16 protein-coding genes are annotated in these 16,565 nt (G+C 65.4%); 9 read left to right on the top strand and 7 right to left on the bottom strand.

Annotated elements, in window-relative coordinates; translation table 11 throughout:
• Window positions 1-41: 41 nt before the first annotated feature.
• Window positions 42-305, top strand: coding sequence for a DUF4235 domain-containing protein (locus AC5RV1_RS12955; RefSeq protein WP_163167563.1), 264 nt, complete (start codon window positions 42-44; stop codon window positions 303-305).
• A 69-nt stretch (window positions 306-374) separates the two neighbouring features.
• On the opposite strand, the gene mnhG is transcribed toward AC5RV1_RS12955, so the two are convergent.
• From mnhG to AC5RV1_RS12925, 6 genes are read right to left on the bottom strand one after another with little or no spacing between them, the layout of a single operon-like run.
• Window positions 375-785: a monovalent cation/H(+) antiporter subunit G gene (gene mnhG, locus AC5RV1_RS12950; protein ID WP_163167561.1), complete on the bottom strand. Its 411-nt coding sequence runs from the start codon at window positions 783-785 to the stop codon at window positions 375-377.
• The gene (locus AC5RV1_RS12945) at window positions 775-1,053 is read right to left on the bottom strand and encodes an MrpF/PhaF family protein (RefSeq protein WP_163167559.1); all 279 of its coding nucleotides are present in this window, start codon (window positions 1,051-1,053) and stop codon (window positions 775-777) included. The genes mnhG and AC5RV1_RS12945 overlap by 11 nt, the downstream gene beginning before the upstream one ends.
• Window positions 1,050-1,595 (bottom strand): Na+/H+ antiporter subunit E, encoded by a 546-nt coding sequence (locus AC5RV1_RS12940; RefSeq protein ID WP_493994836.1) that lies wholly within the window; start codon window positions 1,593-1,595, stop codon window positions 1,050-1,052. The genes AC5RV1_RS12945 and AC5RV1_RS12940 overlap by 4 nt, the downstream gene beginning before the upstream one ends.
• Entirely contained in the window at window positions 1,592-3,196 is a 1,605-nt protein-coding gene (locus tag AC5RV1_RS12935; protein ID WP_493948076.1) for a Na+/H+ antiporter subunit D, read from the bottom strand. Before AC5RV1_RS12935 ends, AC5RV1_RS12940 begins: the two co-directional genes overlap by 4 nt.
• On the bottom strand, window positions 3,193-3,714 hold the full coding sequence (locus tag AC5RV1_RS12930; RefSeq protein WP_493994835.1) for a Na(+)/H(+) antiporter subunit C: 522 nt from the start codon (window positions 3,712-3,714) through the stop codon (window positions 3,193-3,195). The genes AC5RV1_RS12935 and AC5RV1_RS12930 overlap by 4 nt, the downstream gene beginning before the upstream one ends.
• On the bottom strand, window positions 3,711-6,803 hold the full coding sequence (locus AC5RV1_RS12925; protein ID WP_493994834.1) for a Na+/H+ antiporter subunit A: 3,093 nt from the start codon (window positions 6,801-6,803) through the stop codon (window positions 3,711-3,713). Before AC5RV1_RS12925 ends, AC5RV1_RS12930 begins: the two co-directional genes overlap by 4 nt.
• A gap of 195 nt (window positions 6,804-6,998) precedes the next feature.
• Here AC5RV1_RS12925 and AC5RV1_RS12920 point away from each other — a divergent pair, with 195 nt between their 5' ends.
• The 7 genes from AC5RV1_RS12920 to AC5RV1_RS12890 all read left to right on the top strand — a co-directional run bounded on the left by AC5RV1_RS12920 (window position 6,999) and on the right by AC5RV1_RS12890 (window position 14,108).
• Window positions 6,999-8,402 (top strand): MFS transporter, encoded by a 1,404-nt coding sequence (locus tag AC5RV1_RS12920; protein ID WP_493994833.1) that lies wholly within the window; start codon window positions 6,999-7,001, stop codon window positions 8,400-8,402.
• A gap of 173 nt (window positions 8,403-8,575) precedes the next feature.
• The gene (locus tag AC5RV1_RS12915; protein WP_493994832.1) at window positions 8,576-9,676 is read left to right on the top strand and encodes a Gfo/Idh/MocA family protein; all 1,101 of its coding nucleotides are present in this window, start codon (window positions 8,576-8,578) and stop codon (window positions 9,674-9,676) included.
• Window positions 9,673-10,656, top strand: coding sequence for a DUF6807 domain-containing protein (locus AC5RV1_RS12910; RefSeq protein ID WP_493994831.1), 984 nt, complete (start codon window positions 9,673-9,675; stop codon window positions 10,654-10,656). The genes AC5RV1_RS12915 and AC5RV1_RS12910 overlap by 4 nt, the downstream gene beginning before the upstream one ends.
• The gene (locus tag AC5RV1_RS12905) at window positions 10,653-11,387 is read left to right on the top strand and encodes a cupin domain-containing protein (RefSeq protein ID WP_493994830.1); all 735 of its coding nucleotides are present in this window, start codon (window positions 10,653-10,655) and stop codon (window positions 11,385-11,387) included. Before AC5RV1_RS12910 ends, AC5RV1_RS12905 begins: the two co-directional genes overlap by 4 nt.
• A complete protein-coding gene (locus AC5RV1_RS12900; RefSeq protein WP_493994829.1) occupies window positions 11,384-12,442 on the top strand; it encodes a LacI family DNA-binding transcriptional regulator in 1,059 nt (352 codons plus the stop codon). Before AC5RV1_RS12905 ends, AC5RV1_RS12900 begins: the two co-directional genes overlap by 4 nt.
• Window positions 12,439-12,921, top strand: a complete 483-nt coding sequence (locus tag AC5RV1_RS12895) for a cation:proton antiporter regulatory subunit (protein ID WP_493948084.1) — start codon at window positions 12,439-12,441, stop codon at window positions 12,919-12,921. Before AC5RV1_RS12900 ends, AC5RV1_RS12895 begins: the two co-directional genes overlap by 4 nt.
• 5 nt (window positions 12,922-12,926) lie before the next feature.
• Entirely contained in the window at window positions 12,927-14,108 is a 1,182-nt protein-coding gene (locus tag AC5RV1_RS12890) for a cation:proton antiporter (RefSeq protein ID WP_493948085.1), read from the top strand.
• Between the two features lie 20 nt (window positions 14,109-14,128).
• Here the strand turns inward: AC5RV1_RS12890 and dcd are convergent, their stop codons facing one another.
• Window positions 14,129-14,704, bottom strand: coding sequence for a dCTP deaminase (gene dcd / locus AC5RV1_RS12885; protein ID WP_163167536.1), 576 nt, complete (start codon window positions 14,702-14,704; stop codon window positions 14,129-14,131).
• 133 nt (window positions 14,705-14,837) lie between these two features.
• Between dcd and AC5RV1_RS12880 the strand changes: the two genes are divergently transcribed.
• The gene (locus AC5RV1_RS12880) at window positions 14,838-16,562 is read left to right on the top strand and encodes a CAP domain-containing protein (RefSeq protein ID WP_493994828.1); all 1,725 of its coding nucleotides are present in this window, start codon (window positions 14,838-14,840) and stop codon (window positions 16,560-16,562) included.
• Window positions 16,563-16,565: the final 3 nt, after the last annotated feature.

Here is a 16,565-nt window from a genome sequence, read left to right as displayed (position 1 = left end):
GCTGAAGTCAGCCCGTTTTCCGCCCGCAAGGAGTACTAAGAATGAACCTCTTCATCAAGCTGCTCGGCACCGGTGTGAGCCTTGGCGCAGGCTTCGTCGGAACCAAGCTGGTCAACACCATCTGGGAAAAGTCCACAGGACGGAAGCCGCCTACCGGCAAGGACGAGGACATCCCCACCAGCCTGCAGTCGGCGCTGACCTTCGCGTTGATCTCGGCCTCGGTCAGCACCATCATCCAGGTCCTGGCCAACCGAGGCACCCAGCGGGCCATCACCCGGTTCGCCAAGAGCAAGGACATCGTCTAACTAACGTAGTTTTTGTCCAGGTAAGCCGGGCTAAATCGTTCGGAAGCCAGCATATCTGGACAAAAACTTTTAAGGCTGGGAGCCGTCGCCGGTACCGTCCTCACGGGCGGTCTTGGCGGCGGCTTTCTGCACTACCGCCTCCAGCTCATCCGCCGTCAGCAGCTCGCGGTGCAGGTGCTTGGTCCGGTAGCCCGCCCTGCCCACCATGTGGGCGGACACCGGCACCGTCAACAGCTGGAAAATCCAGGCGACCACCAGCACGGGCCACACCCACCAGGTACGCATCTGCAGGCCGATGGCTGCCAGCAGCAGGAACAGCCCCAGCACCTGCGGCTTGGTGGCGGCGTGCATGCGGCTCAGCAGGTCCGGAAAACGGAGCAGGCCGATCGCGGCGCCCAGGGACATCACGGCGCCCACCACCATGAAGACGGCTGACAGCAGGTCGATCCAACCGTCGAGGGCAGTGGCTTCAGGATTCAATGGGCTGTTCCCTTCGATCGGCCACAAACCTGGCAACAGTCACGGACCCGATGAAGCCGATGATGGAGATGGCCACCACGAGCATCAGGTTGTTCAGGTGCCGGTTAACGGCCATGTCCACACACAGCGCGCCGCCGAGGATGGCGAGCAGGACGTCTGTGGCAAGCACCCGGTCCAGCAGCGACGGCCCGCGCGAAATCCTGATGATGGCGCCGGCTGCGGCCAGCGAGAAAATGACGGCTGTAACAACCAGGACGGTCTGCATCATGATGCTGCCTCCATACGAACGGTTTCGAGTTCTTCCCTGGTACCCATGATCCTGATCAGCCCGGCTTCGATGGACCGCACCTCCTGCCGGAGGTTCTCCACCTCCTCCGGGGAGCTGATGTTCAGCGCATGCAGGTAGAGGGTGGAGGTTGACCGGTCCACCTCCACCACCAGCGAACCGGGAATCAGGGAAATCACGTGCCCGGTGGCCGTGACCAAAAGATCCTGGTGGCTCCGCAGGGTCACAGCCACCACAGCGTTCCTGACCCGCGGCCCGCGCGCTGTTGCCAGGTACAGGACCTGGCCGCTGGCAACCACCACCTTGGCCAGGAACGTGAGTGCGAAGGGGACGGCGTAGAGGATGTTGAAGCGGCCGCTGAGTTCCACCGGCGGGAGATAGAACAGCCGGGCTACGGCTACGGCCAACAGCGCGCCGAACAGGAGGCTTCCGGGGCTGAAGTCCTGCCACAGGGCGCCCCAGACAATGACCAGCCACACCAGGAGCGGAAGTTCCTGGCGCAGCGAGATGCGCCGGCGGCTCATTTTCCTCCTCCGGACGTGAGAACCATGGGGACCGTGGTGTCCTCGCCCAGCACGGCCTGGATGTAGGAAGACCGGTCCAGCATGTCCTCGGCGGCCTGGTCGGAGACGGTGAACAACGGACCCGCGAAAACAGTGAGCGCAACGCCGAGGACCACCAGGCCCAGGGTGGAACCCACCATGGTGCGCGGCAGGAGGGTCACGGTGTTCCGCTTGGCGCCCGGTCCGGCCACTGCTGCCATCGGCGGGGCCAGCAGCACGGGATCCGGATGTTCGGCGTCGCCGGGGCTGCGCCAGAAGGCGCGGTTCCACACCCTGGCGATCGCGAGCAGGGTCAGGAGGCTGGTGACAACTCCGCCGATCACCAGCGCGTAGGCCAGCGGCGTGCCCAGTTCGATGCCGGCCTGCATCAGCCCCACCTTCCCCAGGAATCCGGAGAACGGCGGGATGCCGGCCAGGTTCATGGCGGGAACAAAGAACAGCAGCGCCAGCAAGGGCGAGAGTTTCGCGAGGCCGCCCAGGCGGTCCACGGACGAACTGCCGCCACGGCGTTCAATTAGCCCCGTCACCAGGAAAAGACTGGTCTGGATAGTGATGTGGTGGGCCACGTAGAAAACCGCCGCGCCCAGGCCGGCCGTAGAGGACATCGCCAGGCCAAACACCATGTAGCCGATGTGGCTCACCAGTGTGAACGAGAGCAGACGCTTAATGTCGTTCTGGGCCAGCGCGCCAAGGATTCCCACCACCATGGTCAGCAGTGCGGCCACCATAAGGGGGGTGTTAAGGGTGTCACCGGGAAAGAGCAGGGTCTCGGTGCGCACCATCGCGTAAACGCCCACCTTGGTGAGCAGGCCTGCGAACACGGCAGTAACCGGCGCGGGCGCCGTGGGGTAGGAGTCCGGCAGCCAGAAGGACAGCGGGAAGACAGCGGCCTTGATGCCGAAAGCCACCAGCAGCATTACGTGCAGGAGCGTTTTGGTGCCCTGGTCCAGTTCGCCGAGCTTGATGGCAAGGTCGGCCATATTGACGGTTCCCGTGGCACCGTAAACCATGGCGATGGAGATCAGGAACAGCACCGATGACACCACGGACACCACCACATAGGTAACGCCCGCGCGGATCCGCGGCCCGGTGCCGCCAAGGGTCATGAGGACGTAGCTAGCCGTCAGCAGGATCTCGAAGCCCACGTAAAGGTTGAACAGGTCCCCCGAGAGGAACGCATTGGAGACGCCGGCCACCAGGATCAGGTAGGTGGGGTGGAAGATCGAGACGGGCGCGTCCTGATCGCCGTCGGCCATGCCCTGCCCTGTGGCATACACCAGGACGGCGAGGCTCACGGCCGAGGACACCACCAGCATGAGCGAGGAGAACTGGTCCACCACCATCACGATGCCCCATGGCGGCAGCCAGCCGCCGATGGTCACGGCAGCCGTCCCGCCGTCCCAGACGGAGGCCAGGAGGAAACATTCCAGCAGGAGCGTGAGGGACAGCAGCGCGATGCTGACCGCCCGCTGCGCCCGTGAGTGCCGGATCAGCAGGAAGGTCAGGGCGGCGCCCAGGATGGGAAGTACGACGGCGAGCGGGGCAAAGCTTGCGATGTTCACTTTCCGCCTCCTTCCGGGCCAAGGGCCACATTTCTGGAGCCGGGTTTTTCTTCTGCGGCCGCGCTCTCGGCGGACATCTCCCGGCCACCGGCCACCACCGTTGCCACGGGGAACTCGGAGGTCTCGGCAGGGATCTCGGCGTCGTCCTCGGCGTCGAAGCTTGGCGTTTCCGCCACGCGGCGGTCTTCGATGTCGTCCTGGATCTCATCCTGGCGGGCCAGTACCCACGTGCGGTAGATGATGCCGAGCATAAAGGCCGTGACGGCAAAGGAGATCACAATGGACGTCAGGATCAGCGCCTGGGGAAGGGGGTCGTTGTACTCCTGGGCCGCAATGTCCTTTGAATACAGCGGGGCAAGCCCGGCGTATCCGCCGGTCGCCAGGATCAGCAGGTTGGTGGCATTGGCCAGGAGCATCAGTCCCAGCAGCACCCGAGTGAGGCTGCGCTCCAAGATCAGGTAGATGCCGCAGGCATACAGGGCACCCATAACTATCAGCAGGGTCAGGTTTATGCTCATGCTTGGCCCTTTCCGGTGGTCTCGGCGGAGAGGCCTTCCGGACTGTGTTCCCGTGCGGACGCGTCCTGCGCTGCTATGCCAGCGGCGTGCGCGTCCCCGGCAAATTCCTGCCCGTCGTCGGCCATGTCATGGGACACCGCGGCGGAACCCTTTTCAAAGTGCTCGTCGATTTCGGCTCCGAGGCTCCGCAGGACGTCCAGCACCAGGCCCACCACCACGATGTAGACACCGATGTCGAAGATGGTGGACGTGACGAACTTGATGTCTCCGAACACAGGCAGCCAGAGTTCGATGATGGCCGTCTGGAACACCTGGCCGCCCAGCAGCAAGGGCACTACGCCTGAGGCTGCGGCAACTGCCAGCCCGACGCCCAGCAGGGCTCCGGCGCTAATGGGGGTGGCCTCGCGCAGTTCGAACCGCCCGCCTGCCAGGTAGCGGATGGTCAGGGCAAGGCCTGCGGTGAGGCCACCGGCGAAACCACCGCCCGGAAGGTTGTGGCCGGCCAGCAGGAGGTAGAGCGAGAAGATGATCATGGAGTGGAAGATCAGCCGGGTGACCACCTCGAAGATGATGGAGCGCCGTTCCGGGGCCAGGGTCCTGCCCGCCACAATCCACGCGTCCCGGGCAGACGCGGCGAACTTCCGGCTCACGGCCAGCGCAGCGGCGTCACGGGAACCGGGGCTGGCTCCGCGGTAGCGGCCCACAGTGCCGGCGGCAACGCTGGCGGAGTTCTTGATCCGGTCGCCGCGGCCACGGACGAAGATGAGGCTTGCGACACCTGTTGCTGCCAGGGCAAGGACGGTGATTTCACCGAAGGTGTCCCAGGCCCGGATGTCTACGAGCGTGACGTTGACGATGTTCAGTCCCCCGCCGCCTTCGTAAGCGAGGCGCGGAAACTCCAGCGAAACAGGGATGGCTGTCCTGGCGCCCATCGCGTAGATCGCGGCGAACACCATGGTGACGCCGAAGCAAAGGCCAATAATAACGCGAACCACGCGGTATCTGCCGCCGGTGCGGTCCCGAAGCTCTGGCGGCAGGCTCCGCAGCGCCAGGACAAAAGCCACCAGGACGATGGTTTCCACCAGCATCTGGGTGAGGGCCAGGTCCGGCGCGGCCTGGAGGGCAAACATCAGTGCGATGCCGTAGCCGGTGACGGAAACCATCAGGACCGCCAGGAACCGTTTGTTGGCCTTGACGGCGGCCAGGGCGCCAATCACGATGCCCGCACCCACCACCAGTTGGAGCGGCGAACCCGGATCCACAAGGTAGATCCCGTCCGGAAGCGGCTTGCCCGCCAGCAGGATGGCCGCCAGGGGCAGCACAAAGGCGACGCTGAGGATGACGGCGAGGTAGTAGTACAACGAACCGCGCTGCGTGCGTCCGGTAATCCACACAGCTACGTCATCCAATGCCCCGATGGTGTACTGGTATGCCTTGTCCGAGTCCACCCACGGCGGCACCAGGGACTGGGCCCGCGTAACAGTGTTGCGGCCAAAGTACATTGCCAAACCCAGCGCGAAGGTCAGGGCCGTCAAACCAAGCGCCGGGGTGAAACCGTGCCACAGGGCGAGGTGGCCTGCCTGCTCAGCCGGCGTACCGGCGTCGGGAGCGGACGAAGCAAACAGCGCGGCGTACGGCTGGATCCATGCGTCCACAGGGACCGGCCACAGGCCGTAGACAATGGTCAGGAGGCTGAGGATGGCCGGCGCGGCGAGGAAAGAGGGCTTGACGGCCTTGAAGGGTGTGGGCTCGACTCCCGCCTTGACCGCAAACGCACCCCACATGAAGCGTGCACTGTACGCGAAGGTAAGGACGGACCCCAGGACCAGCCCGGCCAGGACCACCATGCCCCAGGGACCGGCGGCAGGGTCGCTTGCGTGGTGGACAAAGGCCTCCAACACCGATTCCTTGGCCACGAAGCCCGCCAGCAGTGGCACACCTGCCATGGACGCGGCGCCGATGCCGGCCACAATTCCCAGGGCGCGCGCGGACTTGAAGACCCCGGAAAGCTTGCGGACATCGCGGGTTCCGGACTGGTGGTCGATGATGCCCACCACCAGGAACAGGGTGGCTTTGAACAGGCCATGAGCCAACAGCATGGCCAGGCCGGCGAGGGCCGCGTCCGGCGTGCCCAGCCCCACCACCATAGTCAGGAAGCCCAGCTGGCTTACCGTGCCGTAGGCAAGGATGAGCTTGATGTCGGTCTGCCGCAGCGCCCGGTAGCCGCCCACCAGCATCGTCGCCAGCCCGAGGCCCAGCACCACCGGCTGCCAGAAGGACGTCTCGGCGAAGCCCGGGGCCAGCCGTGCAACGAGGTAAATGCCCGCTTTGACCATCGCCGCGGCGTGGAGGTAGGCGCTGACCGGGGTGGGGGCCGCCATGGCTCCGGGGAGCCAGAAATGGAAGGGAACCAGCGCCGATTTGGTGATGGCACCCACCAGGATGAGTACGACGGCGGCACCCACCAAGGAGCCCGCAGGTCCGCTTACGAGCGCCGGCGCCTGCTGGAGGATGTCCGAGATGCGGTACGTGCCGGCCGCGTAGCCAAGCATGATCAGGCCCACCAGCATCGCCAGGCCGCCCGCGGTGGTGACCATAAGTGCCTGAAGTGCAGACCGCCGCGCTGCCAGCCTGGTGCGGGCGAATCCGATCAGGAGATAGGACAGGATGGTGGTGAGTTCCCAGAAGATAAACAGCAGCAGGAGGTCGTCCGCCACCACCAGGCCGAACATGGCTCCGGCGAAGGCCAGGAGCTGGGCTCCGAAGGCGCCAAGGTCCTGGTCCTTCTTTTTGAAGTACCTTGCGCAGTAGACCAGGACCAGCGAGCCGACGCCCAGCACCAACAGGGACATGACCCATGCCAGGGCATCCATGCGGAAGGCGAACTCAAGGTGGAGGCCCGGGATCCAGGGGACCACTTCGGCGACCGCCCCGTCCCTGGAGTAAACAGGGCCGTGCTGGAACAGCAACCAGATGAAGGAGACAGCGGGAACAGCCGCCAGTGCGTAGAAAGCATTGCGGCCCCATGCCCTGAAGAGGAACGGCGCCACCACAGCCACCGTAAAGTGCACGGCAAGGACTGTGATCACTGTTATCTCCGCAACGTCAGGGATTCGATTGTCAAAAGTTGGAGCAGGCGGCTTTTGGTTGGGTTCGGGAGGAGCCAGTTTATCAAGACCCGGCCTCCCCTTCCTTCCTCCGTGTTGTATCCTGCCCCCGCATTCCCCGGCGTGACGGGCTCGAAGTCCGCCGCCTGTTCGCCATCGGCGGATACGATGCATCATATGAACAGCGCCAGCGCTCCCGGGGCAACCCATCCGTCCTCGGAACTTGAATCCGGGAACCAGGCAACCAGCAAGGGCCGGGTTCTGGCTTGGGCGTCCTGGGACTGGGGTTCGGCCGCCTTCAACGCCGTCATGACCACGTTCGTCTTCACCGTGTACCTCACGTCCAACGCGTTCGGGGGCGAAGACCAGGCGTCGGCTGTCCTGGGCGGGGCGCTGGCCGTTGCCGGCTTGGCCATCGCTTTACTGGCTCCGGTCACCGGTCAACGGTCGGACGCCGGCGGCAGGCGCAAGCTCTGGTTGGGAGTCAACACGGCCGCCGTCGCCATTCTCACTGCACTGTGCTTCTTTGTATTCCCCCGGCCCGAATTCCTCCTGCTGGGAGTGTCCCTCATCGCCCTTGGCAACGTGTTCTTCGAGTTCGCGGGGGTCAACTACAACGCCATGCTTGCCCAGATCTCCACGCCGCGGAACATCGGCAAGGTCAGCGGCCTAGGGTGGGGGGCGGGCTACCTGGGCGGCATCGTTGCGCTGTTGATCGTCCTGCAGTTGTTCGTCCAACCAAGCTTCGAGTGGTTCGGCGCCTCAACGGAGGACAGCCTGAACATCCGGCTCGTGGCAGTCTTCTCTGCCCTGTGGTTCTTTGTGTTCGCCTTGCCCGTGCTGTTTGCCGTGCCCGAACTGCCAAAGGCTCCGCAGGTTGGCCGCCTGGGAATCATGGGCAGTTACGGGCTGCTGATCCGCCGGATCAAGGCGATCTATGCCACCAGTCCGCACACCATCTACTTCCTGCTGGCCAGCGCCGTTTTCCGGGACGGCCTGGCCGCGGTCTTCACCTTCGGCGGAATCATCGCCGCGGGCACTTTTGGCTTCGAACTGTCCCAAGTCATTTTCTTCGCCATCTTCGGCAATGTGGTGGCCGCTGTGGGCGCCATCATCGGCGGTTTTCTTGATGACAAGATCGGGCCCAAGTCAGTGATTATCGGATCCCTGGTGGGCCTGCTCATCGCCGGCACGGTCATCCTGGTCCTGGGCAACGGCAACTATGACTTTTTCGGCACGGACTGGCCCGGCAGCACCACCTTTTGGGTGTTCGGGCTGTTCCTTTGCCTGTTTGTGGGTCCCGCCCAATCCTCGTCCCGGGCGTACCTGGCCCGGCTTGCCCCGCATGGCGAATCCGGCGAGCTCTTCGGGCTTTACGCCACCACCGGCCGGGCCGTCAGTTTCCTGGCGCCGGCGCTCTTTACCCTCTGCATTACGCTGGCCACCCCGCTGGTGGCCCCGGGTGAAGCTCAACGCTGGGGCATCCTGGGAATCATGGTGGTTCTCCTGGCCGGGCTCCTGGTTCTGCTGCCGGTGAAGTCACCGGACAAGGCCCCCATCGCGGTCATCCCCGCGGCCTGATTTTCCCCGAACGCTGCCGCACCACGCGCATCTGCCTCGCCTTTTGCTGTGCCCGCCGCAGCCACCAGCTACCCTGCCGTATTGGCCCTCGAGGTATTGACTCCTTCTGTTATCGATCACATACTTGAACTAATCGAGAAAATGAATCCTTTCAATGACGAGGAGCACTACCTATGGAGCAGGCCTCCCGCCGCCCGCGAGCAGGAATCATCGGCACGGGCGGCATAGCCCACGCCCACGCCGAAGCCCTTCAACTCGCCGGCGCAGAGCTCGTGGTCGCGGTGGACATCGACGCAGACCGCGCAACAGCATTTGCGGAGAAAATGGGCTTCGCCCAGACGGCGCCCAGCCTGGCCGCTGCGGCCGAAGCCGGCCTGGACGTCGTCGCCGTCTGCACCCCGCCGTCGTCGCACGCGTCCCTGGCCCTGGAGGCACTGTCCCTGGGCCTGAACGTGGTGCTGGAGAAACCTCCGGCACTCTCGCTGCGGCAGATGCGGGAGCTGCAGGTGGCCGAACGCGCCTCCGGCAAGCACGTCAGCTGCGTCTTCCAGCACCGGTTCGGCAGCGGCGCCCGCAAGCTGGCCGCGCTGCAGGAGTCCGGCGCCCTGGGCGCCGCACTCACCGGTTTCTGCAACACGCTGTGGTTCCGCAACCAGGAATACTTTGACGTTCCATGGCGGGGCCAGTGGGACGTTGAAGGCGGCGGGCCCACCATGGGCCACGGCATCCATCAGTTCGACATGCTGCTCCACCTTTGGGGCCCGTGGCAGGAAGTCACCGCCTTTGCCGGCAGGCTGGCGCGCCGCACGGAAACCGAGGACGTGTCCACGGCAATCGTCCGTTTCGAGTCAGGTGCCCTCAGCACTGTCATCAACTCTGTCATTTCACCGCGCGAAACTTCGCAACTCCGGTTCGACTACGAGAACGCCACCGTGGAACTCGAGCACCTCTACGGCTACGACGACTCCCACTGGCGCTTCACCCCGGCCCCCGGACAGGAGCACCTCGCCGACCTTTGGGCAGACGGCTCCGCCGTCACGCCAAGCGGTCATCCGGCCCAGTACGCACACATCATTCGCGCCATCAGCTCCGGCGCCGTCCCGCCGGTCACCCTTGCAGAGGCCTACCCCACGATGGAACTCGCCGCCGCAATTTACGCTTCCGCCATCACCGGCAAGACCGTCCGCCGTGGCGAAATCACTGAAGGAAACCCGTTCTTCGACCGCGCCGACGGCCGGCTCGAACCCTGGAAACTCGAAAAGAGCAACGCATGAGCACTGCCGCACCCGGATCCTCCACCACCTCTACTGCCGGCCCCTTCAGCTGGGTTGACGACGGGGCTGCCGTCGCCGTGTCCCTCGACAGCGTCCCTGTCCTGACCTACACCTACGCCGCCGATGATCCCCAGGTGGAGTCACCCAGGCCCTACTTCCACCCTGTCCGGACGCGGACCGGCGACTTGGTGAGCGCCTACCGCCCGCACGATCACGTCTGGCACAAGGGCATCGCCTGGTCGCTGCCGCACCTGGGCCCGGACAACTTCTGGGGCGGCCCCAGCTACCGCCGCGGCCAGGACTACCAGTGGCTGCCCAACAATGGCGCCCTGCGGCACGGCGAGCTTCGCCAGGCCGCGGACGACGGCGGCAGGTTCAGTTTTGCTCATACCCTGCAGTGGATTACCCAGGCGGGGTCGCTCGTGGTTGAGGAGGAGCGGTCCTTCCAGGTAGTGCCGGATAACGACGACAGCTACATCCTGGTCTTCGATTCAGCCATGACCAACGTCTCCGGCGAGGACATCCACATCGGATCGCCCACCACGGAGGGACGTGACAACGCCGGTTATGGCGGACTGTTCTGGCGCGGCCCCCGGTCCTTCGCCGGCGGAGCGATCATCGGACCCGGCGGGGCCACAGGTGAGGAGCTGCGTGGACAGCGGGCACCGTGGCTTTCCTTCGTGGGCCAGCATGATGAAACGTGCCGCTTTTCCACGGTTGTGATGGTTGACGACCCCCACAGTGATCACCCCCAGCCGGAGTGGTTTGCCCGGTCCGAGCCCTTCGCCTGCATGGGCCCGGCACCGTTCTTCAGCAAGGAAGTCCTGTTCCCGGCCGGCTCCACCTTGCGGTACCGGTACGGGGTGGTGATAGCGGACGGCGAGTCGGATGCCGGCCGGGCTGAAGCACTTGCCGCCGCCGCCCGCGATGTCCTGGCAGGTGCGGCTGAGCCGCGGGCAGGCCGGGGAACGGAACGATGAATTCATCCGCAGTGGTGCCCGGCTTCCCCGGCGGTACTGCCGTCAGTGGGCTGCGGGTCTACGACTGGGAGGCGAGTGACGGGCTGTGCGGCGGCTCCCCGCACCTGCATACGGTGTCCTCCGAGGCCTACCTGGTGACAAGCGGGGCCGGCCAGGTCCACACCATCTCAATGGAGGGCCCGGCCGAGCATGACCTCACTGCAGGATCCCTGCTCTGGTTCAGCCCCGGAACAATCCACCGCCTGGTCAACACTGCAGAGCTGACGCTCAACGTCATTATGTCCAACGCAGGCTTGCCGGAGGCGGGGGATTCCGTGCTGACCTTCCCGCGGCACATCCTGCAGGACCCGGACCTTTATGCGCAGCACGCGGCCCTCCCGCCGAACGCGGATCAATCAGTGATTTCCTCCGCCGCCCGCCGGCGGCGGGACCTTGCGCTGGAAGGATACGCCGAGCTGCATCAGTCGGTCCTTCGTGACGGGCCGGAAGTCCTGGCTGAATTCCATCTCCTCGCCGCGGCGCTGGTCCGGCCGAAAGTGGAGCGCTGGAAGGAAATCTGGGCTGCGAACGTACGCAGCCAAGTGGCAGCAACGGAGCAAGCGCTGCTGGAGCTGGAGGACGGGTCGGCAGCTTCGATGGCGGGAGCGGCAGTGGTCCGGGGCCGGCAGCGAACTGGTGAAGGCTACGGCATGTGCGGCCGGCTGACCACGTGGGAAGATTCCAGGCTGTGACACAAACCCCGGCCGAGTCCCGGCAACCCGCCCGCGCCGCCACCATTTATGAGGTGGCGCGGCTCGCCGGCGTCTCGCACCAGACGGTTTCGCGGTACATGGCGGACCGTTCGAAGCTGAAGGCGGCCACCTCCGAGAAGGTGGAGCGGGCCATGGCGGAACTGAACTACTCGCCCAACCTGACGGCCCGTTCGCTACGGACCAAGGCCACGTACCGGCTCCTGGCCCTGGTGCCCGGCGCCTCGCCGTACTTTCCGTCCCGGATGCTCAACGGGGCAGCCGACACGGCCCATGCAGCGGGCTACCAGCTCGACGTCGTGGCCCTGGAAGGAACGGGGCCGGAGCGGACAGCGAGGCTGCGGAGGATCCTCGATGGCGGTCCGTTCGCCGGGGCCCTGTCCTTTGTGCCGATTTCGAACAGCGACCTCCTGCAGGCGCAGGAACGCATCCCAGTGGTGGTCGCCGGGGAGTACGACGACAAGATGCGCGGCCAGGGCCGGATCTCCGACGGCTCCGCAGCGCAGGCCATCGTGGCACACCTCGCGAGCCTGGGACACCGACGGATTGCCCACATTGCCGGACCACAGGAGTGGCCAGCCGCGCGCAACCGCCTGGCCATGTACCGGCGGGCCCTCAGCGACATAGGCCTGGAGGACGCCGGGGTCGCAGACGCGGAATGGAGCTCGGCCTCCGGCTACAGGGCCGCAAGAACCCTGATGGCCGATACCTCCATCACCGCCATCTTCGCCGCCAATGACCAACTGGCTATCGGAGCCATGCGCGCCCTCCACGACCTTGGCTACAGTGTGCCTGCGGATGTCAGTGTGGTGGGGTGGGATGACCACCCGGAGTCCGCATTCCTGGTGCCCTCGCTGACCACCGTGCAGATGGACCTGGAGGCCCTGGGAAGCAGCACCATGCACCAGCTGCTCGCTGCGCTTACCCCTGATGCCCCCGCTCCCCCGGAGCCCGGCCCTACCGCGATGCGGCTGGTCGTGCGGGAATCCTCAGGACCAGCGCCAAGCGGGTTGCGGCAGACTAGGCTTGGTTCATGAACGTGGATGAGACGGATCTTCCGGGCCTCGGCCGGCGGAAAGATTTTATGACGGCATCCGGCCGCCGAATCGGCGTGGTGGAGCTGCGGGAAGGCCAGATGGAACTCATCGTTTCCACCTGGGATGATCCCGATACGTGCCAGGCTTCGATTCCCTTGACCGGGGACGAGGCTGCAGCCCTCGGAAACCTCCTAAGCGGGCAGCACCTGGCCATGAAGCTGACTGAAGAACACAAGGATGTTCCCGGCATCGTCACCCGGCAATTCTCGATCGCGCCGGACTCCCCGTTCCAGAACCAGCCCATGGGGAAGGCCTGCATCCGCACCCGTTGTGGCGTTTCCATCGTGGCCATCATGCGCGAAGGCGAGGTGCTCCCCTCGCCGGGGCCCGACGTCGTCCTTCACTCTGGCGACCTGCTGGTAGCTGTTGGCACCCAGGAAGGCCTCGACTCGGCGGCCGATATCCTGCGTAACGGATAAACGCGATGGACCCGTTGGCCCTGACCCTCATCGAACTGGGGGCCGTTGTGTTCTGCCTCGGCCTCCTGGCCAGGCTGGCCGGACGGATCGGAATGTCACCCATCCCGCTGTATCTCCTGGGCGGGCTCGCCTTCGGGGCCGGCGGGATCGTCAAGCTCGAAGGCATGCATGAGTTTGCCCACCTCTCCGGGGAAATCGGCGTCATCCTGCTGCTGCTTATGCTCGGACTGGAATATACGGCCGCCGAGCTTTTCACTGGCCTTCGCCGCTCCTGGCAGGCCGGCGTACTCGACCTGGTCCTGAACTTCCTCCCTGGAGCCGCCCTTGCCCTGCTGCTGGGCTGGGGCGGGGTGGGCGCCATGGTGATGGGCGGCGTCACTTACATCTCCTCGTCGGGAATCGCGGCGAAGGTCATCACGGACCTGGGCCGGCTGGGCAACCGTGAAACTCCCGTAGTGCTGTCCATCCTGGTTTTTGAAGACCTGGCGATGGCTGTCTACCTGCCCATCCTCACAGCGATGCTGGCCGGCGTGAGCTTCCTCGGCGGACTGACCACCGTGGGTGTCGCGCTGGCCGTGGTGAGCCTCGTCCTGATGATTGCGCTGCGCCACGGACACCGGGTGTCGAAGGCCGTGCACAGCGAGAACTCAGAGGTATTCCTGCTGAATGTCCTGGGCGCCGCGCTGCTGGTGGCCGGTTTGGCTTCAGCCATGCAGGTGTCCGCGGCGGTTGGGGCCTTCATGCTCGGGATCGCCATCTCCGGCGCCACCGCCCACAACGCCACCCGCATCCTGGAACCGTTGCGGGACCTGTTTGCCGCCATCTTCTTTGTGGCATTCGGGCTCAACACGGACCCCACGTCGATTCCGCCGGTGCTCGGCTGGGCACTCGTGCTGGCCCTCATCACCGCAGCCACCAAGATGGCAACCGGGATCTGGGCTGCAAAGCGGGTGGGCATCGCCCGTCCCGGCCGGTTCCGTGCGGGAGCCACACTGATAGCACGCGGCGAGTTCTCGATTGTCATCGCCGGGCTGGCCCTGGCCTCCGGGGCAATTCCAGACGAACTTGCCGCCCTCGCTACTGCCTATGTGCTGATCATGGCGGTTGTTGGTCCACTGGCGGCACGCTACGTGGAACCGCTGGTTAAAACGGTGCTGCCCCCTGCGGGCATTGCCGCGAAAGCCTAATCAGCGGTTGTTGCGAAAGCCTAGATAGCGGTGCGGTGGAAGTTCAGGTGGCTGCGGCTGGCTGTTGGCCCACGCTGGCCCTGGTAGCGGTTCCCGTAATCGCCTTGCCCATAGGGGTAGGCGGCCGCCGAGGTCAGCCGGAAGAAGCACAGCTGGCCAATCTTCATACCTGGCCACAACTTGATGGGCAGCGTGGCCATGTTCGAGAGTTCCAAGGTGACGTGGCCTGAAAAGCCGGGGTCGATGAAACCTGCGGTGGAGTGGGTCAGCAGCCCAAGCCTGCCCAGCGAAGACTTGCCTTCCAGCCGGGCAGCAATGTCGTCGGGAAGCGTCACCGTCTCATAAGTGGAGCCAAGGACGAACTCGCCCGGGTGCAGGATGAAGGGTTCGTCCTGCTCCACTTCCACCAAGCGCGTGAGCTCCGGCTGTTCTTCGGCCGGATCGATGTGCGCGTACTTGTGGTTGTCGAACAGACGGAAGAACTTGTCGATTCGGACATCCACCGACGACGGCTGCACCATCGCCGGTTCGTACGGTTCCAGCACGATCCGCTGGGAGTCTATTTCGGCGCGAATGTCGCGGTCAGAGATCAGCACCGTCCCAAATTACCGTATCGGTTATACACAGCCGCATTCTTTCGTTGTTCCTGTGATCTAGTGGGGCTAATGTTGCCTCAGTGATTCAGGCGCCGGATGGTCTCCCGGATGGCCCAACAGAGCTGGGGATGTAGTGAATAAATTGGTCGCGCCCTCTTTTATTGGCGTGCTCTGCGCGCTGGCGCTGGTTTCCTCGTCCGCAGGCACCGCACCCCTGCCGCTTACGGCGAGCCAGGCAGCGAGCGCGGCGGGACCGCGGAGTGTCACCCTGGGCCCAGTCAGCGTGAACGACGACGGCGGCGCTTCCTCGAGCGACCCTTCGGCTGCCTCCGGGCTCACCCCCGCCGTCGAACCGGACATCCGGCCGGCATCACCGGCCGGGACCACAGGTCCGGCCAAAGCGGAGCCAGCCGCGGGAGCAACTGCTACGGAGGCCCTCACCGCACCTGCGCCGGCCACCGCCGCAGCCGCAGAACCAGCCGCAGCACCAGCCCCCGAAGTCCCCTGGATCCCGCCGCTCTGGGGGCCGGACGGGGACCCGGCCCCATCGCCCCAACGCCTGGCGGCCCCCGAGTCCCCTGCTGCTTTGCCCTCGACGGAAGCGCTGATACAGGACAGCAATGCCGCGGCGGTCCTCACGGTGTTCAACAGGATCAATGAGTACCGGGCATCCAAGGGCCTGAACCCGGTGAAGTACCACCCCACCGTGGCAGGGCTGGCGCAGGAGTGGTCGGACAGCATCGCCTCCCGTGAAGTCATTGAGCACCGCGCCAGTTTCTGGACTGACGCCCGTGCCATGAATGCCAACAACGGCGCCGGTGAAGTCATCGCCATCCGCACGGACCGTGACGCCGCACAACTGGTGGAGTGGTGGAAGGGGTCTGCCGGCCACAACGCCATGCTGCTCGATCCACGTTTTAATGTCATGGGTGCCGGGATCTCTTACACGGACCGAACGTACAAAATCTGGGGCGTGGTGAACTTCTTTGGCTACACCAGCCTGCCGGCCGGCACCGTGAATTCCCCCGGCGGCGCAGTGTCAGGCCCTGCGTTCCCCCCGCCCACGCCCAGCATCTGCGACGCTCCCGGCCGGCATATGCCGCCCACTTTGGACCTCTCGGCCGCAGCCATCAAGGGGCCAGCCGACCTCGTGGCAGTTGACTCAGCGGGCCAAGTCCTCGCCCGCGCGGCCACCGGGGCGCGCACCTATGCCGCGGCCCGGTCCATCGGGTCAGGCTTCGCAGGCGCCAAGGACGTGTTCACTACAGACTGGGACCGCGACGGCGCATACGACCTCCTGACGCAATGGACCAACGGCACCGTCACCCTGCACCGCGGCATAGCCGCCGGCGGATTCCAGGTGCCGGTCACGCTTGGGAGCGGCGGCTGGGAAACACTCACCCTTGCAGTGGGCGGCTGGTGCGCCAACAACAGGTACCCCCAGCTTCTGGCACTGGACGGAGGCGGGAACCTTTACCTGTACCCCAACAAGGGGCTGGGAGATCTCTCCGAGCGCGCTTTGATTGGGAACATCGGTACCGCCCGGAAGTTGTCCATGGTGGATTACGACGCTGACGGGTTCCAGGACATCCTGGCCGTGCGGTCGGACGGATCCGTCCAGCTTCACCGCGGCTGGGGCACCACCGCGCTGCGCGCGGAGACAAGGCTGACCATTGCCACCGGCTGGGGCGACGTTACGGGGATTCGCCCGCTGCGGGACGTTACCGGGCTCAACTCCACTGGGGTGGCGCTCCGCCGGGCCTCGGACGTGGTGCAGTACTGGGACCTGACGTCAGGAAGCCTGGCCTCGCCGTCGAACATTACAGGCCCATGGACGGGGCAGCGGCTGGCGCAGTAAAGG

The sequence above is a fragment of the Arthrobacter sp. Hb9-2 genome (assembly GCF_059091165.1).
This window is presented reverse-complemented; position numbering and strand designations above follow the sequence as displayed.